The organism is Paenibacillus phytorum (assembly GCF_013141715.1).
GTDB lineage: Bacteria > Bacillota > Bacilli > Paenibacillales > NBRC-103111 > Paenibacillus_E > Paenibacillus_E phytorum.
Genome location: NZ_WHOA01000190.1, coordinates 60968 through 82592, shown reverse-complemented (window position 1 = coordinate 82592; position 21625 = coordinate 60968). Strand labels below are relative to the sequence as shown.

Genomic DNA, 21625 nt, shown 5'->3' with positions numbered 1-21625 from the left:
TCGCCCCCCTCTGTATTTTAATTGCTTTTGCCCATCATCTGCTTTTGTTCCATGCGCGATACTTTATCCAGCCAAGGCAGGGTAAGCTTGAACGCGCGGATTTCCTGCCACGTCAGCTTCCACTGCCTCATCATCGCTGCAGGACGCCGGTAAGCAAAGAACCTCGCTTCCATACCCAGTGATTTTACAATATATTTCATGCGGCGAATATGAAAAGAGTTGGATACGACTATGCAGGATTGAAGCCCGCGGTCGTTCATCAGCAGTTCGCAGTTCACCATATTCTGAACCGTATTGCGGGACCAAGTCTCCATAACAAGCAGCTGCGGGTCAACCCCGCAGCCGATCAAATAATCGTTCATGATTTGCGCTTCGCTTCGTTTGGAGGCAACCGAACCGCCGGTCAGGATGACACATCGGTATGTGTATCTGGACATGAGCCGCACGGCGGTATCCAGCCGTTCCTTCAGTAACGGATCGATTTCGTCATTGTCGCAGCGGTAGCCCAGCACGATCAGCGCGTCGGCGCTGCCTGGCGTTAACCGGGCGGTATGCATCCAAATCAGGTACGCAGCGGGTATAGCAATAATAACTCCCAGCAAGCTTAACAGTATGGTCATATAATCCGTTCCTTTTCTCTGTCTAAAATGCTTATGTTCGTTACGGCTTCCCGGATTCGTATTGTTTGGCAGGCACGATCACAACCGGCACGTCCCTAGTTTGCATGCCCCCAAATTCGGCATGCAGCAGGGTCCGACCCGGAGACTTGGCGACCAGCACACCGTCGTCCGTTACCTCCGCCACCCGCGGTTTCGAGAGAGTAAAGCTCGAACGGGCGGCGACTTGTGCGGTTGAACCGTCACTGTAAGTGGCGACAACCTCCAGCTGCGTATGCGAGTTAACCATCACGAGGAAGTCGACATCCTGGATTGACAGCCTTTCCAGTTTCGCTTGCACTTGGGCCGTATATGCTGTCTTTCGTCCGCCATAGTCTGCGGTAATCGTTGCTTCGCCGATGCCTGCCGCCGTTACGCGTCCTGAAGAATCGACGGTAAGAACCGAGGAGTTGCTGCTCGTAAAGACGGTTTGCTTCGTCACATCTGACGTCCCTTGCTTGCCCAGCTCATGAGTGACCTTCAGTTGTCCGACGTCTTGATGCGTCATCGGCGTGGCCGGGCCTTCGATGAAGATCTTGTCATATCGCTTCCAAGCCTGCAGGTCGATCGAATGTATGCGGTCAATCGGATAATAAGCATAAGGGCTGTACGTATTTGAGCCTGACTCAAAGTCGATATAGGCGCGCCCGCCCCGAACGACGATTTCTTCCGCATAAGGCGGGATCGTCATCACGTCTTCCTGGTTGACACTGTCCAGAAACCAGACGGGAACTTGCTTGTCTTCGATAGTAACGTAAGTATGCGGCGCTTCGCTCAGCGGATTCTTATATTTCAGCAGTTGACTGTAAGCATTTTCCGTTGTGTAGCTAAGCAGAATGTCGTCCCCGGAGAAGGAAGCGCCCTGAATCTTGCCTTGGACCGAGAGAATATAATCCGGCACTGCCGGCTTACCGGCTGCAGGAATTTTGTCGGCCGGTAAGTTATCCGTAACCGGGTCCAGCTTGTAGCCGGCCAGCCATGCTCCGTATTGGACTCCGTCCCTGTTGGTTAACAGCTGCGCCGGATCAGTCGCATAGCTCGGAGGCTGATAATAATCTCCCGACCATAGAGCCCCGTTCGCATAGGTGACGAAGGAAGCGTTATTTACGACTGGAAAGCTGTTCGCAGTAAAATTCACGTTCGTGTTGTCCGGCAGCGTGTCGATATCCTGCAGATCCACTTGATACAGGTTTTTGTTATTCGCGATCCAGGCATGCTTGCGGCTGACCGTCACTCCGCCGGCGTGTCCGTTATAGGGAGCTCCGTCCGTGCCGTACATATGCAGCGATTTGGCCATGGCGCCCGTCTTCGCATCCACAAAGGAGAGCACGCTCGGCCGTTTGTCCGGCCGGTAGTAGCTGATCACGAACCAGTCCTTGCCGTCGATGTAATCGAGCCCCTGCGGGACGAGGCCTTGCTTCAGGCCGGGAACCACGACTTCAGGGATGCTTACATTCAAATATTCATCGAACGGCGGGAACTGTTCATCCACTTGAAAGCCCATGCTTTCCTGCGTGACGGGCTGGTGAGCCGCTATAATAGCTGTAACCGGCGCCGACTTCAAGGATTCATTGTTCGAGGAGTCCAGCGCCGTAAGCTCAAACTTGTACGCTGCACCGCCGGTGAGGGCAGGTACAGTTGCCGAATATGTGGCATCGCTCACGGTCAAGGCGAGCTTGCCATCCTTGTAAATCTTATAAGCGGCGATATCCGCTTCCGTGTTCGGCTGCCACGACAGCGTCGCTTCGCCTAGTCCGGTTTGGGTCGTCAGTCCTACCGGAGCGGCCGGTTTCACTTTATCCGTAACCAGCGGAACAGGCTTCGCCTTCACAACGGACGGCACGGAGATTTGGTTCGTCCCGTTCACTGCAGCCAGAGCGATTGTATAGGTCGTAAAATTAGTCAAGCCTGTGAGCCTTGTATATGTAGTTCCTGTTACGGTATTATCCGTCAGCTTGCCGTTCAGATAAACGCGATAGGCGGTTGCTGTCTGCGAGCCGCCGTCCGGCACTGCCCAGTTCAGCGTTACTTCGCGGTCCCCCGGGACGGCCGTAAGATTTGCCGGAGGAACCGGTGCGAACGTGCTCGGAGCCTGCCCGGCAGTCAAAGCGCCCGGCGTCGGCTGCTGCTTGTTGGCGACTTTCCGCATCAGGGTGCTGCCGTCGGTCGGGTAGGCATACACGATGCTTGTGTTGTCGGAGACGTCGTTGATTCCGACGTATTCCGCCCGGCTGATCTCAATCCCGTCCGGCGAGGACATGATCAGGCGGCGGGAGCCGGAATTGGACAGCCCTTGACCGGTGATTTCGTAAAATTGACCGGCATCGACCTGCGAGCCATAGCTCGCATTGAATTCATCCAGAGTCACCGTCAAATTCGGCGATTTCACCCACAGCACCATTGCGTTGTGCGGCTGAACCGTCTGATCGGCGGTCAGATTCCACTTGGACAGCGTCGAGCTGGCATAATACAGAATTTGATATCCTTTCAAGGAGACAGGAGCGTCGCTGTTGTTGTAGATCTCGATGTATTCAAACCCGTCGGTGTCTTTGCCGGCATCATTCATTTTGTTCGCCGAGTTAGCTACGATCTCTGTGATCAGGAGCGGCGGGATCGGCTGCGCGATCTCTGCGGCCTTGACGACTCCGGTGGAGTTCCAATTCATAACAGGGGTGACAGTCAGAAAAACACTGCAGAGCGTGACAATTTTCAACAACCTTTTAGCATCCAATCCGATTCCTCCCTAAAATGGTTTCGTAAGGTGGGGGTGTTCGCTCCCCGTTTACTTCGTGTTCTTGTATCGGTCCGCAGCCGCCTGATAAAACTTTATATACTCATCGATTTTCATTTTCTTGATGGTGGAAACGTAGCTGTCCCACTCACTGAACGGGGTGACGCCGGTAACGAACTTGACGGTGGATTGGTCAATGTACGTATTGATATCGGTCCATATGGCTTTCATTTGCTCGGATTCTTCCACGGTATACGTGAATGCAGGCCAGTTTTCCTTCGGCAGACCCGGTTCGAGCGCCTTGTGCTGTGCATTCATCTTCTCCGTAACCGACTTGAAGTATTTCTTCGTCACGTACCCCGGATAGCTTCCGCCCGGCCAGGTGACGTACTTCAACAGCGCCTGCTCCATGCCGCTCGGGTTTTTGAGGATTTCGTCCTTGTACTCGAACTTGCCGTCCGGCGTTTCCGTATAGGTGACATCCTTGAAGCCCATAAAGAACGTCTTCTGTCCTTCTTCGCTGAAGAAGTAGTCGATCCAGCGGAGGGTAGCCTCCGGATGCTTGTTCTTATCGGTAATGACGAATGCTCCCGGCTGCACGAGCTGGTTCTGGATGTTTGTGAACATTTGGTCACCGTGCGGTCCTTTCAGCGGAGGCGGGATTTCGTAATTTTTCTGGCCCATGACGGTTTCCGGGAAACTCGTTGTCAGCGAGCCATAGATACCTTGCGTACCTTTTGCCGCAAATTCAGGATTTTTGATCGTCAAAATATCTTTATCGATCAGTCCTTCGCTGTAAAGCTTGTTCAAATACTGCAACAGTTCTTTGTATCGGTCGTCAGTCGGAATGAATCTCAACTTGCCGGTGGCCGGATCGACGTCGACGTTGCGGTGATTCGTACCGCGGTTCATCAAGCCGAGAGAGCCCTTGAGCACCTCGAGTATGGAGCCCATACCCACGCCGCCGAAGCCGATTTCATCCTTCTTGCCGTTACCGTTCAGATCGGTGTTCTTTACCGCTTTCAAATACTCGTAATACTCATCGAGAGTTGCGGGCATCTTCATATTCAGCTTCGTGAGCCAATCCTTGTTGATCCACATCTTCTGGCTGATCAGAATGGCCAGGAAGTCCGGTTCGTACACGAGCGGAACGGAATAAATCTTACCGTCCGGCATCGTGATTCCTTTCTTGATAGACGGATACTGGTCCAGCAGCTTCTTGAAATTCGGGGCGTACTTGTCGATCATGTCGTTCAGCGGAATGAAGAGACCCTGGCTTCCATATTTGGTCAGATCGGCTGCCGTAATGCGGGCCGTATGGAAGGCGTCCGGATAAGATCCGCTGGACATCGCCAGATTGAACTTCTCGCTCAAATTCTCGAAATTGACCAACTGGAAGTCAACGTCGATGCCCGTCTTTTTGGCATATTCCTTCCAGATCATCGCTTCGTTGAAATTGGTCGCTCCCCCCGAATTGCGGCCAGTGAAAAACTGCATTTTAAGCGGCTCCTTGACGATCGGGTATCCCGTTTCGTTCAAGATCGGGTCGGCCGATTTAGTCTCAGCCGACGCATTCTGTTCTGAATCTTTGGCGTCGCCGCAGGCTGTGGTAAGCATGCTAAGGGCGAGTACGGCGGAAAGCATTGTGACAATGTAAGTTTTCTTCATCTTTTCACCTCATTAATTAATGGCCAAGCCAATCTCGGTACTGCGAAATCATCAGGCACGGTCAAGTTAAATCGACAACTCGATATCGATGTTCGTTTTCTTCTCATACTCGTTGAAAATTTTCACATTTTCACATCGTTCCAGTTCGGTTCTTGCCCGCCGCCAAACCTGCCGCAAACTTCAGTTTAATCGGTTCCTTAGCGATCGGAAAGCCCTTGGCACTCACATTGCTGTTCTTTGCTTTATAGCCAATTTCTTGCTTTCCTTCCCACGCCCTTTCCTCATTAAAAATAATATGTATGCTCTCAACGGCCGTTAGGCCTGCAGCATCTGAATCACCTTACAGTGGAAAAATGCACTCGATTAATAAATCAATTTGATTTATAAAGTAAGTATGAATGCTTATTGTTTTGGTTATATTATCGCTGTGCAAAGAAATTGTGAAGAAGTCGCGTTTGGTAAGCACGCTTTATTTCAGCTTAGACCGGGTGAGTTTCACGTAAGCTTCATAAGGCCAGGCTGTCTACGGGAACCTCGAAAAAATGCTTCATAACTAGCCCGGCTGCCAGTTTGGCTTCATTTACCTCTTGCTGAACGTGCAGCAGCCTTACGTTCCGGCACGATTCCGGGACGGATTCCTTAAGCTCGCGCTGCAGTTCCGGAATGAGCAGATCGCCCAATGTCTCGATAAGCTTGCCGGCCAACAGGATGTGATCCGGATTCAAAAACGCCACCAGGTTGCACAGGGCCAATCCGATGCCCTTCGAGATAAGCGCATACAGCTCGCACGCTTCCGCATCGCAATCCCTGACCTTACGGTTAAACTCATTCAAAGACAGCTTCTTGTTGCCCTTTAATCCACTTATGGATGCCAGCGTGGTCAAGCATCCTCTCCCTCCACAGTGGCATGGCAGCGCATCTTCGCCGGTAAAAGTTTTGAAATGCCCGAACTCACCGGCTACGTGAGAAGCCCCCGGGTACAGCTGATTACCAAAAATGATCGCGCCACCGATCCCGTAGTCCATCTTGAAGATGAGGCTGTTGACCGCACCTGATAATAGGCCCTGCTGATTCTCGATTGTGGCCATTAGATTAACATCGTTCTCGATGAACAGGGGAAAGCCGAATTCGTGCTGCAGTTTTTCCCTGAGAGGGAAGTTTCTCCATGCCAATCCGGGGGAGCGAATGACGACTCCTTGCTTGGCATCGACCAGGCCTTGGACGCTGCAGCCTATCCCATACAACCGCTCGTGGTCCGGCAAGATGCCCAGTAGCTCGCGCACCACCTGCCGGACGTAATCCAGCGTCTGCTCTTCATGCTTGTTAATCTCGTTGTCCACCCGCGATTCACCGATCACTTCGTTGTGGAAATTAACCAGTGTACCGCGTACGTATTTGACCGCCACTTCGATGCCTATTGCATAAAGTCTGCTGCTGTTCACCATGAGAGGAATGGGCTTTCCGCCTCCCCTTCCCGGAACAGTCCCGCCTTCGGAGACTAGGCTTTCCTGCATAAGCCGCTTGACTACATTTGTCACCGTCTGCTGCGTCAGCCCGGTCCGCTGAGCCAGCTCCACCCGGGTGATCGGCCCTTCGTTAAAAATAAGATGCAGCACCTTTTGCTGATTGATCGATTTGAGCAGCTGCTGGCTGCTTACTCTAGTCATTCGATTTCTTTCACCACTCCTTTGAGCCGTTCCGGGGTGTATACACAATTGATATGCTAACCATTAGGTGAACTACTTAATAAATCAAATTGATTTATTAAGTATTATAATAAAATGAAAACCCTTTCTTTACAAGAGGGAAAACGCTTGTATGAGAATTTTTTTTTCATTGTCTGATACGCACGAACGAAGCCCCAGCTCCTGCAACTAGATGCCTGCCGTACGTACGGCGATCGTATCGAGACGGAAGCTTATCCGTTGTCAGCAGCTTGGCAAAGCTGGTTGCTAAATATCGCTTGACTTTCTGGAAACTAATTGTTAGCATAAACATGTAATCGCATTGAAAGCGCTTACTACACACCCCTTATATGAATATATGTGACGGTTGGAGTCCATGAGAAAACCCGAACAATTTGATTCGCTCGCCTGCGAGCCTGTCTTATTGTTTGGGTTTTTATTTTGTTGAACGGGCTCATCCGACAAAGAGGAGGTGCCGCTTGAGGCTTACGGCCACGTAGCACGGAGCATTGGATCAAGATGTAAAGGATTGCACAACAAAGGAGGTATCAGTATGTTTCAAGTTCAAGCATTGAGCCTTATTAAAAAGCAATTAAAACTACTCACTTCTATTGTTCTCTCAATTCTTATTTCGGGAATGTTTGTTTTACCCGTATTTGCGGCAACTCCTCAGAAAACTGTAAACGCTTCGGCAACACTCGCATACAATCTTAAAGGTCTTAATCACAACGTGGCTGTTCAGAAAGCTTATATCGCTTCAACGTATCTTTACGTAACTCAGCGGTCTGGGGGAACATGCTATCTTTCAAGATTACTCATAAACGGAAGTGATGCAACATACATTGATGAAATGACCGTCACCAATGCCGGTCATTGCCAAACACTTGACATGTACACATATAATGGTATAAATTACTTTTATTTCAGTTCGAAAGCAGATCCTTCAACAACGTATTACTGGTCGCTCCAGGTAGCAAGACTTGAATACTCGGCCGGCACGACAGTTGATTATACGGATCTTCATCGGTTCACTTATATGAATTACGCCAATAAGACCGGTACAAGTTTAGGTACGACATACCGTGTTGATGCCGGCGGCAACAGTATTTATACTATTTTCCGCGTACAAACTGATGGATCATCCGGACCCGTAACTTGGGCAATTTATGATACGGTAGCATTGAACCAGCTTCTTGACAGCAATGAACAGGTACAATTGAACAGTGCGACGGCGAAAAGCGCCTGCGTTACCAGCTTTACACAGTTGGGAAGTAGCATAGTCAGACCGAACGGATCTTTCCAGGGGGCTGATATGCTCGATAATACGGAAATATATACGTCAGGCGGTGCGGAAGGTGAAACTCCGCAGATTGCTATGATGTCAAACACAGGAGCATACAAAACCCTTGTGAATATTACAAATGTGGGAACCCATGAAATCGAGGGAGTACAGACAAAAAGCGGTAACGTTTATTTTACTATTGTTACAGACCCAGTAAATAAACAAAATACGCAGAAAGTTTATTACGTGCCTGATAGCAAATTCCAATAACCGCCAAACTGGTCAGCCCCCGAAAACTGTACCAAAAATTAAGTTAGAATAGCCAAAAAGACGAACTGCTATCCTCAGATAACAGCTCGTCTTTATGTCATTTTCATTCAATAGCACCGGTAACAACTATATTTTTAATTAATCTACTATCGATCTGAACGGCTCCATGCACATCTTCCACCGCTCCAGTTCATTCGTGCAAACCCAAATGTGCGGGTATCGGGAGCGTATTTCACGCATATCTTGCTCATCGTCAATCGTCCACGCTATCAATTGAATGCCCTGCTCATCGCATCGTTGAACAAATTCGTCAGTCAAATAAATATATTTGACTGAAACGTAACGGGCGTCAATTTGCTTGGCAAGCGGAAAGACAGAAGGCGTTGCTCCGTAAAGGACTAGCCCAAGCTCGATCTCGCGAGACAATTCGCGCATCCGGACGATCGAATAATGATCGAATGATGTCACGAATACTTGATCAAGGACACCACAAGAACGCACCACATCAAGTACTTTCTGTTCCAGCCCCGGGTACAGATTGCCGCTCTGCTTCAGTTCAATGTCCACCTTTGCCTTTCCCTTGGCCAACTGCAGCACTTCCTCGAGCGTCGGGATCAGTTGACTGCTTCCGGCGTCCAATTTCCGCAGCTCGTCGAACATGAAATCCACCACTCGGCCCTTGCCATTTGTCGTCCTGTTGACCGTAGTATCATGAATAACGACAGGTACGCCGTCTTTGGTTAACTGTACATCCAACTCCAAATGACTATACGATAAGTCTAAAGCTGCTTGAAAAGATGCAAGCGTATTCTCAGGAACCTTCCTCGGGTATCCTCTATGGGCTAGGCCTAGAATCATTGCAGCTCATCCTCCTCAGTTTGATAATGAAGTTGAATTAATTCATCGAACTTCCATTATCATACATGAATTGTTCACAGCTTGCCACCCAGGTCTTACTCCTGAAGCGGCAGAATTTGAATCCTGTCCAGCGCGTAGCTGGAAGAAGTTTTGTACTTGGTTGCCCCAGACTCAAATAGGATATACAGCTGTCCATTCGTTTCGAACAACCCTTCGGACATGGGGGGTGCTTCCATTTTACTTTTCAAGCTTTTGCTGTCCAAGAACCAGACGGGAACATCTTTGCCCCGAACTGACACTGTGGTATGCGGTTTGTCTACTGTCATACTATTGACGAAACAGTGCAGTGTACTTGCATTATTGCGACCGGATGATTGACTGAGCCATATGCCGTCCTTTGTAACAAACATGCCTTGAATGCTGCCCGGCAGCGACATAATATAGTCCGGAACAGCAGGTGTCGCCCCCTGCTCTTTTGCCACAGGTAGGTCTGTCTCCGCATCCAGCTTATAGCCGACCGCCCATGCTCTGTGTTCTTTATCATCGCGATTCGTCATGTAGTGTGACTTATCCGTCGGGTAGTCAGTGCCTTGAGCAAACTCGCCGATCCATAAGACGCCGTCAGCGTAAGTAGTAAATGAGGCACGCGTATCGTTTTTCACTGAACCTTTGAAAGTAAGCTTACCATTATCTGCTTTTAGGATATCTTCCGTATTGATAAAGTTCACATCTTGTTCCGAAGAAATCCAGATATGCTTCCGACTTGCCGTGATCCCCCCCGCATGCCCCGTGTAGGGAGTGCCATCGCTTTTATGAAGCTCAAACGCCTTAACCATTTTCCCGGTACCGACGTCTATTACCGTTAGTAAGCTCGGCTTGCCATCTTCTCTGTAGTAAGACACCAGGATCCATTTAAGGTCTTCCAAGTAGGCCATGCCTTGCGGGATGGCATTTTGTTTTAATGCAGGGACGATGGGACCTTGCTTTGCTTTTTGCAAAAAGGTTTTGATCTCCGGCATGTCGACTCGGATTTTAATACCCGCTTCTTCTTGTGTAATAACGGCAGGTGTCGCTGCAGTCTGGCTGTTGCCAGACTTATTCACCGCCCCGCTAGCAGCTCCGGCTTTAGCGGCCGGTTTCGTCGACGCTGCAGGCGTGGTCGAAACCGATGAAGCCCCCTGTTGGCAGCCGGTTACCATTAGCGCCGATAATCCTGCAATGAGAACAATCCATGCCATTCGTTTCATCGTCCTGCCCCCGCACTAGCCGTATACGATAACAAAGTCCTCAGCTTGCCTGGATAGTCCGTAATAATTCCCGAGACGCCATAATCAATCAACTTCGCCATATTTTCTTCGTCATTGACCGTGTAAGCAAATACGCGAAGACCATGTGCAACCGCTTCACGCACATCTTCAGCAACGATTCGAGTATGCTTGGGATGCAGTGAGTACACCGGCGTCCCTAAGCCTGCCGCTAATTGGTTATGCTGCCCTGGGGTAAAATCATACAGAAGACCGATCTTGATTTCCGGCTCAAGAAGCTTCAGAAACAGCAAACATTTATGGTCGAAGGAAGAAACAACGACATTTTGAATGCGATTCTTGCGTCTCATGAGCTCCACCAAAGCAGGCTCTAATTTACGCCCATAGGAATTTTTGATTTCCACATTAATCATGACATTCTTCGGTACGAGATCGAATACTTCTTCCAGCAGCGGCACACGCTCTCCCGCATACTTCTCATGAAACCATCGACCCGCATCAGCTTGCTTCAGCTCCGCGAGCGTCAATTCGTTCACTTTACCGCTTATGTCCGTCGTCCGGTTCATTGTCTCGTCATGAATAACGACAATTTCTCCATCCTTGGACAAATGAATGTCCAATTCAATCGCGTCGCAGCCTTGCTCAAGTCCGAGACGGAAAGCCGCCAGCGTATTTTCTGGCGCTTCCCCTTTCGCTCCGCGATGCGCGATGACTAACAGTGGTTGTTTGGTCATGATGCATGAAACTCCTCTCTTACTTAAATGTCGAGTTCGCCATGGCGGCAACAATATATTTCTGTGCGAACACAAACATGATAACGATAGGTAAAATAACCAAGATACTGGCAGACATCAGCAAATGCATGTTAAGCGCCTCGTCGCCGGCGATGGAATCCCGCATCATGGAAATACCGACAGTCAGCACGCGCATTTTATTCGAGTTGGTCATAACGAGCGGCCAGAAGTAGGCATTCCAGCTGTGAATAAAGCTGATGACGGTCAAGGTAGCTACCGTCGGCATCGCCATCGGGGTCAGAATGCGATAAAGCACTTGCAAACGACTCGCTCCATCCACCTTAGCTGCCTCAATCACATCGTTATTAATCGATCGGAACATTTGGCGCAACAGAAAAATGCCGTATGCTGAAGCCGCGTGTGGAATGATCAATGCGTAGTACGTATTAATCCAACCTATTTTCGACAGCATCACGTAAATAGGTACGAACACGACCTGCTCTGGAACAATCAGCGCGGCCAGTACAAGAACGAACAGGGCATCTCTGCCTGGGAACGTACCTTTCGAGAAAGCGTACGCAGCCATGATGCCGATGTTAATTTGCAGGAATACGATACCGACAGTCTGGATAACCGTATTTACGGTAAAACGATAGAAAGGTATCGCCTTGAAAGCGCTTGCGAAGTTTTCCCACATCAGCTTTTCCGGCCAAAAGGTCGGTACAGCCATACGCAGCTCACTCGATGTTTTCAAAGCCGTGATCAGCATCCAATAAATAGGGAAAAACATAATTAACGTAATAATGATTGCGACAATGACCCGGGTACTGGTAAACAGCGGATTTTTCATATGTCACTGGCACCTACCCTTCGTAATGGACTTTCTTCTTGGACACATACATTTGCACCATGGTCAGCAAGACGATAATAAGGAAGAACATGATAACGAGAGCTGACGCACGACCTGTTCGAAACTCGGTAAACGCCATTTCATAAATCCAGTACACCATAGCTTTCGTTGAATCGAGAGGACCGCCGTTCGTGAGGACATCGACCGATTGGAACACTTGCATCGAAGAAATAAAGTGTGTAACGACCAGAAACAATGTTGTCGGAGACAACAGCGGCAAAGTAATTTTCCAAAACTGCGTCCATTTCGTCGCCCCGTCGATGCCAGAAGCCTCATAATATTCGACTGGTATGCTTCTAAGTCCGGCGATGAATATAATCATCGTAAAGCCGACGCCTTTCCAAACCCCAATAAGGACAAGCACCCAAAGTGCAGTCTTCGTATTGGTCAGCCATTGTATCGGATTCAATCCCACCCAGCTCATCAATTCGTTCACCAATCCATATCGACCGTTGAAGATCCATAGGAAGACCATAGACACGATAACCATCGAGATATAATGCGGCATGAAGATGATCGCCCGCATAAATCCGAAAAACTTCGAAACCGAGTTGAACAAAACTGCCAGTAACAATCCGATTCCCAGCGTAAGCACAACGTCCGATATAGTATACGTAAATGTCACTTTAAGCACTTTATAGAATGTGTCGTTAGTCAGCAAATAGACGTAGTTGTCGAAGCCGATGAATTTCTTCACCGGCTTCGTCATATTCCAGTTTGTAAAGCTGAGGTATAACGAATTTAGGAGTGGATAATAGATAAACAGAGTCAATATGACCAATGCGGGCACTGCAAACGAAAAGTCTTTCAAGTATTCTAACCAACGGGTATTAGACCGTTTGGTCGCTTGCTGTACACGGACCGGCTGGCTTTCCGTCGCTTTCATGGCGACTCCCCTTTCTTTCTAGCTTTCGTTCAAAATCGCATTGATTTCTTTCACAGCGTCTTTCATAAGCGGTACTGGATCTCCATTTTCAAGAAGCATTTTACCAACCACTTCCATGTACTTCTTGCTGAATTCCGGATAAGTCGGGTGCTGCGGACGGCCTACGACATTGTCGAAATTATCAAACACCGCTTTGTACTGCGGCAGCTTCTCAAAGTACTTCTTGCCTTCTTCTGTCGCCAGAACGGACTTATGAGTTGGCAAGTAACCTGTGCCTTCCGCCCACTTGATATTGTTCTCAGCTGCAGTCATGAACTTGACGAACTTCCAGCCAGCTTCCTTCTGTTTAGCGGGAGCTCCATCCATCATAACAATGCCTGCTCCACCGATGTGCGATTTGCGTTCTTTGTCGCCAGGCAGGAATGAAACGCCTACTTCAAATTTCGCATTTTGCAGGTAGGTTTTCAAGACAGCTGAAGTATGCTCAACCATCGCTACTTTTTCTTCTAAGAACATTTGGCGCATGGTGTCCGAAGCACCTTTGCCGTACCCCATATGCATAGAGCCTTCTTTCGTCCATTTTTCGAAGTTTTGAATCCACTTCAGACCTTCAGGCTGGTCAAGCAGCGTTTTCTTATGATCTGGACTCAGTATCGCGCCACCGCCGTTAGATACCCATGGATCCATGTACCATGTGTCCCAACCTGGTACGGAGAATGCGTACCGACTCGTTTTTCCATTTTCCTTAACCGTAACCTTTTTATTGAAATCTTCGATTTCAGCCCATGTTTGCGGTGGTTTCACATTCAGCTTATCGAGCATCGTTTTGTTGTAAATCATCACGCTTGTACTAACGATTAACGGGAAGCCGAATTGCTTATTGTTGTACGAATACGCTTGCAGCATTCCTTTGGAGAAATCGTTCATGTCTACCTTATCGCGAGCGATATAGGGGGTTAAATCTGCAAACACACCACTGTCAGCAAAGTTCGGAAGTACCGACACTTCTACATTGGTAACGGCCGGAACTTCTTTGGCCGCGACTGCTGCCTGCAGCTTTTTATGCAAATCGACGTATGCACCCTGGAACACCGGTTCGACTGTGATGTTTGGATACTTTTTCTGGAACTCGGCAATCATGTAATTGACTGCAGGCATTTGCACTTCAGCATGAGAATGCCAATATTGGATCGTGATCGGCGAGTTGTCTTCCACCACCGGTGCAAGCGAAGCTTCCGCCGATGATTGCTCCCCACCGTTCGAGCAGCCAACTGCTGTTGTCAACATAAGAGATGATGCCGCAAGCAAGGGAAACCATTTAGTTAATTTCATTGTAAAAATCCCCTTTCCATTTTTGGTATTACTTTTGGAGATGAAAAAAGGAGAGCATTGAGACACAAGAAACAAAGGAGCCGCGCAATTACCACACGGTCCGTTCGTCTCTTGGGCTGTCTCAATGATCTCCGACCCAATCGTTATGAACGAATTAAAGCGTTTTCACTGCTACTAGTATTTCACATAATTGCGTAATAGTCAATACAACAGTATATTTTACCATTTATTAACATCGTATACAAGAAGTTCATCGATTGGTGCAATTTTATCCTACCGCATGCCTGCTTGACTTCCGGGAACCTGATACCATGCTAAAGGTTTTCGACTCCGTAGACAAAATATGCCCTGATGTAGAGATCGTATCCAACGCCTTTATTAACGTCTCCCCTTGGCTTGCCTTCAAACTGAAACGCAGCTCCACGACCGCCTCCAATACACCGTCCACTTCGGTCATGCCATCAGGATTCATCTGGACGTTCACAATGTGAATGCCGTTCTCGCCAAATTTGGTAGCAATATTGCCTAGCACGCCGGGCTTATCGACGATTTTGATCACTACCTCCATCGTTCGCCGATTGCGCATTAAATACTTTTCCCATTTGTTAAGCACAACCAAACTAAGTAATACCATAACCGTTGCAAGCACCGCGCAATACAAGAAGCCCGCGCCGACGCACAGACCGATCGCCGCCACCACCCATACGGAAGCGGCAGTCGTCAGACCGGACACAGTCAAGCCGGTCCGCATGATGGTACCAGCTCCCAGAAACCCGATGCCACTAATAACCTGAGCTGCCAGTCGTGCCGGGTCTACCCGCACTTGCGGCTCGTTAACGAACTCGGAGAAGCCATATATCGACAGCAGCATAATTGCCGTTGATCCGATACAGACGAGAATGTGCGTGCGTAAACCAGCCGCATGGTTGCTCCATTCCCGCTCCAAGCCTACGAGTCCCCCTAACCCGGCAGCCAGCAGAATTCGTATGGTAAGTTCTAGATCTGTAATATGCCATACACTGCTCATCTCTGATCACCCCCTTCTTTAGATTGCATGATCATTTACCGGGAGATCGTTAATAGAAGCGAATAGTGATTCCATCATGTTGAGCTGTTTTTCCTTCTGAGCCCCGTCATAAGACAGGTGATTGCAAAGTATTTGAAATACAGCATCAGCATATTTCTCCGCCTTACTCAATTGGAAATAGGTCCAACCCGTATGCAGTCTCAAGAAATCGGACACGTCGACGGTCATTTCTTCTTCCATACAGTACATCAGCTCTGCATGTAGCCAATGCATTTCTAGAGGAATGTTTAACTGTTTTAAAGCCGGTAGGCGGTCCATAATGCGAAGCGCATTCGAACCGAATGTATCAATCCAATCTTGCATGACCGTTTGATTTACGCCTTGTGCAGCTCCCAATCTCACCATTTCTTTCTTCCAATCCGCATAGCTCGCACCACTCAGGTGAACTTCTCCACCGCTCACCGTAATCTTATCCGTACGGCAAGCCGGGTAGCTTCGCCCAGTGGTGTTATGCAGCTCGCTGGCGACAAGATCGACGACTTTCTCGGACATTTTGCGAAAACCTGTCAGCTTGCCGCCGGCTATGGTAATGAGCTTGCTGTCGGAAACGAAAATCTCATCCTTTCTAGACAGCTCGGAAGGCCCTTTGCCTTCCTCGTAAATGAGCGGTCTAAGCCCAGCCCAATGGGAACGGATATCATTCGTTGTAAGCCCAATGCTAGGGAACATAAAATTCACCGCACGAATAATATAGTCGCGATCCTCTATCGTCGTTCTTGGGCTCTCAATGGATTGCGAATAGACGGTATCCGTTGTGCCGATATAGGTCACCTTGCCGCGTGGAATGACGAACACCATGCGACCATCCGGTGTATCGAAGTAGGCAGCCTGCTTTACCGGAAAGCGCTCGTAATCAACAACGAGATGAACACCCTTGGTTAAGAACAAACGTTTCCCTTTCAAGGAACCGTCGATATCCCGCACCTTATCGACCCAAGGGCCGGTTGCATTGATAATATGTTTGGCGTTAATTTGTGTGTACGTACCGTTGATGCGATCGTGTACACGAACACCCACCGCTTTACCGTCACGGTAAATAAACTCCGTCACCTCGGCATAGTTCACGATGTTGGCGCCTTGCGCGTAAGCAGTCTTCATAATGTCAATCGTTAGCCGGGCGTCGTCCGTACGGTACTCGAAATATAGCCCGCCTCCCTTCAAGCCATCCTGCTTCAGCAGCGGCTCGAGCTGGGCTGTTTGCCTACGGTCAAACATTTTTCTCCGCTCCTTGCGGGCGACTCCTGCCAGCCAATCATAGATGTATAGACCAATCGACGAGGCAAGGTAACCGTATGTCCCGCCTTTATATACAGGAAGAAGCATCGGTGCGGGAATGACAAGATGCGGCGCATTTTTGTACAAAATCGCCCGTTCCCGTCCAACCTCCTGCACAAGCTTGACATCTCCCTGCTTCAAATACCGCAATCCGCCGTGAATAAGCTTCGTAGAACGACTGCTTGTGCCGGAACCGAAATCGTTCTTCTCCAACAGGCCGACATTCATACCGCGCGCACTTGCATCGAGCGCGATACCGGCTCCTGTGACCCCACCTCCGATAACCAATATATCTAACTCGCTCTGCGCCATTGTCTCTAAAATAATCGATCTGTTAGCTGCTGAAAATGTAGGTCTCATGTATGGTTCTCCTCCATGTAAAATATAAAAACCCCCTTAGAAAAAATGCGCAAACAAACCGCATCTCTTCCAAAGAGGTTCTCCTTCGTCTCTACCGCTTGGAATTAAGTCGTTTTTTTCATTTATTTTTTTCATACCTCGGATGGATCCGATCCAGTGCCCAGCTTGATCTCGTCTAGCGTTACATACGGACACTCCGACTTGTTCGACTGCTCAACGGGGCTGGTGTTTCCTTCCCCCGGCCTCTTCTGGGCTAACAATTATTTTCAATTCAAACGCTTTTCCATCGAATACGATCGAAATCATTTCCATACCCGGTTTAATGGCCCGAACTAACCCCAATTGGCTTACCTCGAGAGCCCCGGAACTACCTTTGAGCGCATAAGCAGCCAATGAGGTTACATCACTTTCGGACCCGTCCGCATAAACAGCTTTGACCGCAAGCTGGAACTCCGTACCTTCGGTCATCCGTCCGCTAGAAGGAAAATCTGCGCGAATCGAATCCGGAGAGGTTACCCGAACGGAAGCATTGAGCACACTCTCGCCGGCCGTGCCGGTAATCGTTCCTGTGCCCGGTTTTATGCCGCGAATATACCCTTCCGCTGTGACCTCGATAATTGAAGGCTCGCTGCTCGTCCATATATAGCTGCCTGTTACGTTCTCTGCATTGCGTTTACCTCGGTCTGCGAGTACGATCGCCTGCGCTTGGGCGCCGATCTTCATTTCCTGAGGAATACCTGCTAATGTCCGATTGTCATATGCGCGCAGCTGATCAAGATTCAGCTTAAGCAATCGATCCATCGAATATGACGACATGAACCGCATATGGTTCGCACCTGATTCGAAGTTCACATAAAGGTTGTCGGCACCATCCTCATTTCGGATGAACATATTTTCGGCACCGGTTGGAACATTGATCGAACCCGTTTTATTCACGCTGTCCAACAACCATACCGGAACGGTAACGCCGCCGATGGATGTTTCCGCATATTTCGTAGACAGGTCAGAGACGTTCGGCATTGCATAGCGCACAATCGAGTTGTAAGGCCGCCCCTGGTTGTATGTGAGCAGCACTTCTCCCTTGTTAAACGCAACGCCTTGGATTTTATCACCGGTACTTATCACATATTTAGGCACAAATTTGTCCATGCTCTCTTCTCGGAAGCTGGGTGTATCCGATGGAAGTCTGTCGTTTAAATCGAGCTCATACCCAACGATCCACGACAAGTGAGACTCCCCGTTTCGGTTTTGCATCTGATGCGACGGACTTGTCGTATAAGTTGGCGGGTTGCTGTATTCTCCAACCCACAGCACCCCATCCTCATACGACGCGAATGAGGCATTCGTCACAACCCCGAACGAATCCGCAAATTGTGCGAAACCTTGGTCCGGCGTATCGATCAGCGTCTGAATCGGCATTCGGTACATCCTCTTGCCAGATGATAGCCATATATTGTCCCGGCTTACCGCAACACCGCCCGCATGCCCGGTGTAAATGGAACCGTCAGGATTTTTCAGGTTAACATATTTCTCCAAAGTACCTGTCTTTGCATCGACGATTGCTAAAGTGCTGGGATCCCCCGTATAGTGATACGCAGCCATCAGTATCCATTCATGCTGGTTATCTGCAAAATATGACATCCCCTGAGGAACATGACCTTGTACAAGACCCGGTATGATCGGACCTTTCCCCCCGACATCCCATGCCGCCATATACCATCAGTAAGTGCATTCGCAGGGCTCGGCTCTCGTTCTACCTGAGTCATCAGCGGGTAGGTTGGCTTAGCCGTAGCCGTTACGCGCGCGGATTCGTTGCCGGAGTTATCTATCGCGCTCAACTCGAACGTAACCGCAACCTGACCCCGAAGTGCCGGTATCGTGTACGACGTTACCGATGCCGGCAGTGTAACCTCAAGCTGTCCGCCCATGTACAGCTGATACCCTGCCAAGTCCGATTCCGCATTTGGTTGCCAGCTGACAGTCACTTCACCTCGGTTAGGTTCCGCTTGAAACCTTGCAGGTGCGGCAGGTGCAGTTTGGTCATGCGTCGACGCACGAGGAATTTGCGAAGAGTTAACTAACCCAGGTGTCCCGGTTTGCTGCACGCCGACGATCCGCATGTCAGTGCCTCCGAACATCGGATAGGCATAGGTAATCCCTTTTTTCTCGAGAAATTGACCGGCTGTATACGTTGCCGAAACGAGAACAGTACCGTCTGGCTCGACAATATCGACGATACCGCCGTTGTTGGATAATCCGCCTGCGCCGTCGCCATATACGAAAGCCGAATCTGGAACATATTTTGCTTCTTGGAAGCCGTAATAGAAAAAGTTAAATCCGTCCGGCTTTAAATAGTTGAGCCCATTCGGACGTACCCAGAATTGAATGCTTTTTTTCGGTTCGATGGGGGTCGGCTGATCGAACGTCCAAGACCAGCTTTTCGCAGCGTCATTCGGCTGCGTGAACCGCACTGTTTTGCCGTTCAGGTCGAACGGCTGCAAATGCGGATTGTACAGCTCGATGAACTCATACGCATCGTATACATCGCGCGATTCGAGCGGCTCTGTGTTCCATGTGTCGGGGACAATTTCCGTTATCATTACCTCCGGCATTGCATCAGTCGTCGGCGTTGCAACGATCGGAGCCGTCAAATTGGATTCTCTGCCGGACGTATCGATCGTGCTCACCTGTAAGGTAACCTCCGTCCTGTTTTCCAGTCCCTCAATAATCGCCTCATTCTCCGGCATGAGCAGCTTATTTCTCGCCACGCCATTCACATATACGTTCACATAGGCAACATCTGGCTCGAGCGTATCGCTCCAGGTCACCTTCACTCCGCCGACACCAGCCGCTACCTGTATGTCAGTAGGGGCAGCTGGTGGCACCATATCAGCCGGATCGGCTACCTTTTGCACCGGATACAGAAAACCCGGATTTGCCTGCATGGAAATTCTGTCGGTCGAGACAACCCCATTGCCGCGATCCGGAATGAAGTTGGCACTGATGCTTTCGCCGATATCTTCAACTTTGTAGGTCGTGTCAGTAAGCACGATATTGTCGGGATCTAGAAATTGTACACGGCGTGACGCCGTATTCGACATGCCGCCATTTACGACTACGAACATCTGATCCTCCACAATCGAGCTGCCGTAAGCCAGATTGAATTCGGGCAGTCCAACCTGCTGTACGTTGGTGTTTTTGAACCAAATAAGGAAAGTCCCTTGCGGCGCAATCATTTTGTTTTCCGTGATGGGATAATCAAAAACGGTTGCACCTGCTATGTATTTTAAAATAAATCCTTTGACGTTAATTGGCGTAGAGGTAGAATTGTACAGCTCAATAAACTCGAACGCATCTGTCCCACCGGTTTTGTAATCGATATTTTTCGTGTTTGGCGCCATTTCTGTAACTACAAACGAGGGGGCGGCCTGTGGTTTTTGTGCAACCACTGCGGGCTGTGCAGACATTAACCCTGACTGATTGACGGTATAGACAGCGAACGTAACACTTTGGCTATTCGCTAAACCTGTTGCCACATAGGAGGAGCCTGTCACCAAATCCGGCAGCTGCACGCCGTTTTTATAAACACGGTAACCAGCAACATCCCCCTCGGTTGAAGCGTCCCAGCTCAAACGAATCGCCTTATCACGAGGAAGCGCTTGTAAGCCAGTCGTAACAGCTGGAATAACCGGAGTGCCCGCCTTTCCGCGTACCGGGAGCGAGGCTGGGGATACGCCTCCGTCAGCATAGACGGACGATAACGTAAACGTATAATCGGATCCATTAGTCAGCCCGGTATATGTATAGGTCACATCAGTAACCGACACCATTGAAAGACCGTTTCGGGAATGAATCCGGTAGCCGATCACATTTGGATCGCTGCTCTGCGTCCACGACAGCGTCAAGCTGCCGTCTCCCCCAGCTGCAATCACGTCACTCGGCGCCACTCCCGGCACTTCATCGGAGGCGATACGTCCTGGCGTTGCTGTCTTGTTTCCGCCGTTATGTACCATAGAAATCCCAGAGGAAGGCTGCTTAAATGAAATGCCTTTGTTTTCGAACGTATCGTCGTCATCAGAATCCACGAAATATGTGGCGACGACGATTTCCGAACCGAGCAGGTCGACTAGGGAAATGCCTATATTTTTCTGAGAAGAGCTTCCGTTGTACAAGCCAGAAACGTTTTGCAGAACATGTATACGCTCATTCGGCAGTTCGGACTCAGCGATACCATAATTACTTCTGAACTGATCACGTGTCAATTGTGGTGTGTTTCCACTGATCACACTATTTTGAGTCCAAATCAGCACCGTTTCACGAGGGGGAATTCGCACGTTACTGCCAAGTGTTCCTTCCCATTTAAAAACACCGTCAATTTTCCCCTTAAGCTTGTAACCCGTCAAGTCAATCAGTTCATCTGAAGCGTTGTAAAGCTCGACATATTCGTAACCATCATTTGAATTTACATTTACCGTGTCCGGAACCAACTCCGTAATAAATACGGCCGATGCAGCAGATGCCGATACAGCTGGGATACCGTTCCCGGTCACGACCGAAGCGGCGAACAGTGACAGAGCAACCGAACGAACGACTATTTGTTTGAACTTACGATTCATAGCTCTCCTC

The 21625-nt window shown here is 49.3% G+C and carries 17 protein-coding genes and 1 pseudogene; 2 read left to right on the top strand and 16 right to left on the bottom strand.

Annotated elements, in window-relative coordinates:
• Positions 1 to 17 precede the first annotated feature (17 nt).
• The 3 genes and pseudogenes from GC098_RS26995 to GC098_RS41735 form a co-directional block, all read right to left on the bottom strand.
• Positions 18 to 620, bottom strand: a complete 603-nt coding sequence (locus GC098_RS26995) for a YdcF family protein (protein WP_171646295.1) — start codon at positions 618 to 620, stop codon at positions 18 to 20.
• A 40-nt stretch (positions 621 to 660) separates the two neighbouring features.
• Positions 661 to 2805, bottom strand: coding sequence for a fibronectin type III domain-containing protein (locus GC098_RS26990; RefSeq protein ID WP_246359000.1), 2145 nt, complete (start codon positions 2803 to 2805; stop codon positions 661 to 663).
• Between the two features lie 129 nt (positions 2806 to 2934).
• Positions 2935 to 3222 (bottom strand): annotated as a pseudogene (locus tag GC098_RS41735) (lamin tail domain-containing protein); the annotation flags it as partial.
• On the opposite strand from GC098_RS41735, the gene GC098_RS40330 reads away from it, so the two are divergent.
• Complete coding sequence (locus GC098_RS40330) at positions 3182 to 3403, top strand: hypothetical protein (protein ID WP_246358999.1); 222 nt, start codon at positions 3182 to 3184, stop codon at positions 3401 to 3403. The pseudogene GC098_RS41735 and the gene GC098_RS40330 sit on opposite strands and share 41 nt — an antisense overlap.
• Positions 3404 to 3438: 35 nt before the next feature.
• On the opposite strand, the gene GC098_RS26985 is transcribed toward GC098_RS40330, so the two are convergent.
• The 3 genes from GC098_RS26985 to GC098_RS26975 form a co-directional block, all read right to left on the bottom strand.
• Positions 3439 to 4926, bottom strand: a complete 1488-nt coding sequence (locus GC098_RS26985) for an extracellular solute-binding protein (protein ID WP_312880358.1) — start codon at positions 4924 to 4926, stop codon at positions 3439 to 3441.
• A 635-nt stretch (positions 4927 to 5561) separates the two neighbouring features.
• Positions 5562 to 6722 carry an ROK family transcriptional regulator gene (locus GC098_RS26980; protein WP_171646292.1) on the bottom strand — a complete coding sequence of 387 codons (1161 nt, stop codon included), beginning with the start codon at positions 6720 to 6722 and terminating at the stop codon, positions 5562 to 5564.
• Between the two features lie 166 nt (positions 6723 to 6888).
• Positions 6889 to 7047, bottom strand: a complete 159-nt coding sequence (locus GC098_RS26975) for a hypothetical protein (RefSeq protein ID WP_171646291.1) — start codon at positions 7045 to 7047, stop codon at positions 6889 to 6891.
• Positions 7048 to 7293: 246 nt separating this feature from the next.
• On the opposite strand from GC098_RS26975, the gene GC098_RS26970 reads away from it, so the two are divergent.
• Entirely contained in the window at positions 7294 to 8292 is a 999-nt protein-coding gene (locus GC098_RS26970; RefSeq protein WP_171646290.1) for a helveticin J family class III bacteriocin, read from the top strand.
• A gap of 138 nt (positions 8293 to 8430) precedes the next feature.
• Here GC098_RS26970 and GC098_RS26965 read toward each other — a convergent pair whose 3' ends face one another.
• The 10 genes from GC098_RS26965 to GC098_RS26920 form a co-directional block, all read right to left on the bottom strand.
• The gene (locus GC098_RS26965) at positions 8431 to 9150 is read right to left on the bottom strand and encodes a glycerophosphodiester phosphodiesterase (protein WP_171646289.1); all 720 of its coding nucleotides are present in this window, start codon (positions 9148 to 9150) and stop codon (positions 8431 to 8433) included.
• A 95-nt stretch (positions 9151 to 9245) separates the two neighbouring features.
• Complete coding sequence (locus GC098_RS26960) at positions 9246 to 10397, bottom strand: hypothetical protein (RefSeq protein ID WP_171646288.1); 1152 nt, start codon at positions 10395 to 10397, stop codon at positions 9246 to 9248.
• Positions 10394 to 11149: a glycerophosphodiester phosphodiesterase gene (locus GC098_RS26955; protein ID WP_171646287.1), complete on the bottom strand. Its 756-nt coding sequence runs from the start codon at positions 11147 to 11149 to the stop codon at positions 10394 to 10396. The genes GC098_RS26960 and GC098_RS26955 overlap by 4 nt, the downstream gene beginning before the upstream one ends.
• A 19-nt stretch (positions 11150 to 11168) precedes the next feature.
• Positions 11169 to 11999, bottom strand: coding sequence for a carbohydrate ABC transporter permease (locus tag GC098_RS26950; protein WP_171646286.1), 831 nt, complete (start codon positions 11997 to 11999; stop codon positions 11169 to 11171).
• Between the two features lie 13 nt (positions 12000 to 12012).
• Entirely contained in the window at positions 12013 to 12945 is a 933-nt protein-coding gene (locus tag GC098_RS26945) for a carbohydrate ABC transporter permease (protein ID WP_171646285.1), read from the bottom strand.
• An 18-nt stretch (positions 12946 to 12963) separates the two neighbouring features.
• Positions 12964 to 14277: an ABC transporter substrate-binding protein gene (locus tag GC098_RS26940; RefSeq protein WP_171646284.1), complete on the bottom strand. Its 1314-nt coding sequence runs from the start codon at positions 14275 to 14277 to the stop codon at positions 12964 to 12966.
• Between the two features lie 268 nt (positions 14278 to 14545).
• Positions 14546 to 15304: an MgtC/SapB family protein gene (locus GC098_RS26935; protein ID WP_171646283.1), complete on the bottom strand. Its 759-nt coding sequence runs from the start codon at positions 15302 to 15304 to the stop codon at positions 14546 to 14548.
• 18 nt (positions 15305 to 15322) lie between these two features.
• The gene (locus tag GC098_RS26930) at positions 15323 to 16999 is read right to left on the bottom strand and encodes a glycerol-3-phosphate dehydrogenase/oxidase (protein WP_171646282.1); all 1677 of its coding nucleotides are present in this window, start codon (positions 16997 to 16999) and stop codon (positions 15323 to 15325) included.
• A gap of 213 nt (positions 17000 to 17212) precedes the next feature.
• A complete protein-coding gene (locus GC098_RS26925) occupies positions 17213 to 18640 on the bottom strand; it encodes a hypothetical protein (RefSeq protein WP_171646281.1) in 1428 nt (475 codons plus the stop codon).
• Positions 18601 to 21615: a lamin tail domain-containing protein gene (locus tag GC098_RS26920; RefSeq protein ID WP_171646280.1), complete on the bottom strand. Its 3015-nt coding sequence runs from the start codon at positions 21613 to 21615 to the stop codon at positions 18601 to 18603. Before GC098_RS26920 ends, GC098_RS26925 begins: the two co-directional genes overlap by 40 nt.
• Positions 21616 to 21625: the final 10 nt, after the last annotated feature.